At 46.5% G+C, this 3,062-nt stretch carries 3 protein-coding genes, 1 pseudogene and 1 riboswitch; of the genes and pseudogenes, 2 read left to right on the top strand and 2 right to left on the bottom strand.

The window, feature by feature from the left end; translation table 11 throughout:
- Positions 1-87 precede the first annotated feature (87 nt).
- Positions 88-248, top strand: a riboswitch (cobalamin riboswitch).
- Positions 249-289: 41 nt separating this feature from the next.
- Positions 290-823 (top strand): annotated as a pseudogene (locus tag AC1MDJ_RS07365) (nucleotide-binding protein); the annotation flags it as partial.
- Between the two features lie 32 nt (positions 824-855).
- Here the strand turns inward: AC1MDJ_RS07365 and gatB are convergent.
- Positions 856-2,163 (bottom strand): Asp-tRNA(Asn)/Glu-tRNA(Gln) amidotransferase subunit GatB, encoded by a 1,308-nt coding sequence (gene gatB / locus AC1MDJ_RS07360; RefSeq protein WP_479690278.1) that lies wholly within the window; start codon positions 2,161-2,163, stop codon positions 856-858.
- 19 nt (positions 2,164-2,182) lie between these two features.
- Positions 2,183-2,449, bottom strand: coding sequence for an amidase family protein (locus AC1MDJ_RS07355; protein ID WP_479690277.1), 267 nt, complete (start codon positions 2,447-2,449; stop codon positions 2,183-2,185).
- Positions 2,450-2,469: 20 nt separating this feature from the next.
- On the opposite strand from AC1MDJ_RS07355, the gene AC1MDJ_RS07350 reads away from it, so the two are divergent.
- The coding region (locus AC1MDJ_RS07350) for an amidase family protein (protein WP_479690276.1) at positions 2,470-3,062 on the top strand (593 nt) is incomplete at its 3' end.

The following is a 3,062-nucleotide window of genomic DNA, read 5'->3' as shown; positions in this document are numbered from 1 at the left end:
ACCCGAAGCCCATTAACGAGATACTAAAAAAAGTGTTGTTAAAGGGTTGACAAAATATAAAATTAGCGATACCATTGTGTCATCGTGAGGGAAGTTCGGTGTGAGACCGACGCTGTTCCCGCATCTGTAAGTGTAGAGTAGAATTACTAGTGCGACTGCTATCACGCCACTGTTTTATAATGGGAAGGCAAGGAGTCTGCACCTTATAGCTAATGCATGGGCTATGAGCTACGCGAGCCAGAATACCTCACGCCAGAAAATCCCCGGGTGTAGGGATTAGGCGGTGCTTATGTTTTCTTTTATGTTGTCGGCATACCGTAGCAACTCCGGCAAGACAGTTTTATCAAGTGCTATTGTTCGTGCGCTCGCTAGACGCGGGTTGCAGGTGCAGCCGTTTAAGTCTGGTCCAGATTATATTGACCAGTTGTGGCTCTCTGATGCCGCCGGTATGCCAGCTTACAATCTTGATAGCGTTTTAATGGATGAAAACTCCCTAAAACGACTCTATGATAGGGGATTGATTTCTTCAGACGGGGCTGTTATTGAGGGTGTTATGGGCTTTTTTGACGGATTAGACCCTGTCAACTTTGCGGGCAGTAGCTATGATGTTGCGCGCATAACGGGTGCTCCTATGGTGCTAGTCTTAGATGTTGCGGGGCTTGCAGCTAGTGTGGCGGCGATTATTGCTGGTATTCAGGCACTTGCAAAGGATGCTCGCGTGGCGGGTGTTATCTTAAACAAGGTGGCTAGTGCTAAACAAGAAAATATATTGCGAAAAGCGATAACTACACATAATCCTAACGTGAAAATATACGGTGCAATGCCTGCCGTTAGTGGTCTGGGGATAGGTTCTCGTCATCTTGGGCTGAAGTTGCCTGATAATGATAGGAGTGCTTGTTTCTTTGATGAAGCCATATTATGCTCTTTGACTATATCGGCAGGGGTTTTTCCACTTTCAACCATCAGCGCAAAAATCTCTTTGCCCTGTTTGCCGCTTATTGCCCCGCTGTCTATCAGCTGGACTAGCTCCGCCAGCGACTTGGGAGCGATATTTGCCTGATAAATATTGCAAACCTTGTCATTCACTATACGCAAAAGTTCGCTCATTACCCAATTAGCCACCTTTTTAGGCTCGTTATATGCTTTCAGTGCCTCTTCGTAATAGTTTGCATAGTCAATATCAGACGTTAACAGGTATGCATCAGCAAACGATAAACCGAAGTCTTTCATAAACCGCGCTTTGCGGCTATCGGGTAGCTCGGGCAACTTTGAGCGCAAATCATTTATATAGTTGTCGTCTATCACAACAGGTGGTAAATCAGGCTCTGGATAGTAGCGATAGTCGTCAGCATCCTCTTTGGTTCGCATAGGCATGGTAATACCTTTCGTAGCGTCCCATAGACGTGTTTCTTGACGAACCACTCCCCCGCCCTCTAAAATCTCCTCTTGGCGTTTTATCTCGTATTCCACCGCCCGCTGAACATTACGGAAAGAGTTCATATTTTTAACTTCTGCACGAGTGCCAAACTTTTCCTGCCCTATGTGGCGCAACGATACGTTAGCATCGCAACGCATAGAGCCTTCCTCCATATTGCAGTCAGATACGCCAGCGTAGCGCAATATGATTTGTAACTTTTGCATATAGAGTCTAGCATCCTCTGCCGAGCGGATTTCAGGCTCGCTCACTATCTCTATCAACGGCACAGAACTGCGGTTTAAGTCAACATAGCTAGAGTTAGCCGAACCAAGATTCTCCCCGTGGATTAGTTTACCTGCATCCTCCTCTATATGAATTCTCGTTAGATTAAACGTTTTGCTTTCGCCCCGCTCGTTGTCTATCGTCACGCTACCCCCTAGGCAGATAGGCATAAATAGCTGCGTAATCTGAAAAGCTTTCGGTGAATCTGGATAGAAATAATTTTTCCTATCAAAACGACTATATTTCTGAATATCGCAACCCAGCGCAAGCCCCGCAAGGACAGCTTTTCTCAATGCCTCTTCGTTAAACGAGGGCAATGCACCGGGAAAACCCATACACACAGGGCAAACCTGTGAATTTGCTTGCCCGCCAAACTCCGTAGAGCAGGAGCAGAATATCTTTGATTTAGTATTTAAGTGAACGTGAACTTCAAGCCCTATCACAGGCTCATATTTCGTTGACATATCAAACCCCTTTCTCCCTTTATTTATAAGCTTCAGGCATCCGCATGTGGTAGTCGGTAGCTTGCTGGAAGGCATGGGCTATGTTTATAATCTTTTGGTCAGCAAACATATCACCCTGCAACTGCAAACCTACGGGTAGCCCCTTGCTGTCAAACCCGCAGGGAATAGATATACCACAGGAGCCATTCAAGTTCAGAAACACCGTGTATAGGTCGTTCAGGTACATTTCAAATGCATTGCTGGTGCTACCAAACTCAAATGCTGTCGTAGCAGCAACAGGTCCCACAAGGACATCACAATGCTTGAATGCCTCGTCATATTCGTGGCTCTATTCGTCAGCCTGCTTCGCTGTGTGGCGTGGTGGGCTTGCGTCCTACTTACGGGCGTGTGTCGCGCTACGGCGTGGTGAGCTATGCATCCAGCTTAGACCAGCTAGGACCTATCGCCCACAGCGCAGAGGACGTGGCTTTTATAATGGACACACTCTCAAAGCACGACCCGCACGATTCCACATCGGTGAATGACAATCCGCCACCGTTTTATAAAAGCCTATCAACCAATCTAAAGGGTGTAAAACTGGGATTGCCCGACACGTATATGTCGGAACATCTATCGCCCGAAGTGCGCAAATCAGTTGAAGCTGCATTAAAAAAGTTTGAGGAGTTGGGCGCACAGATAGTTGATATACATATGCGCGATATAGATTTCGGCATATCAGTTTATTATATTATCGCCACAGCGGAGGTTAGTAGCAATCTGTCGCGTTTTGACGGCATTCGTTTTGGCTATAGGGCGGACGTAGATGTAATGGATGATATATATACGCACACCCGCAACGAGGGTTTCGGCGATGAGGTTAAAAAGCGTATGATACTGGGCACATATATGCTACAAAAGGA

This window comes from Candidatus Termitispirillum reticulitermitis (genome assembly GCF_054655775.1).
This window is presented reverse-complemented; position numbering and strand designations above follow the sequence as displayed.

Excerpts from the sequence above, each read along its gene's own strand:
- gatB (WP_479690278.1), bottom strand. The coding sequence starts at position 2,163 with ATGTCAACGAAATATGAGCCTGTGATAGGGCTTGAAGTTCACGTTCAC.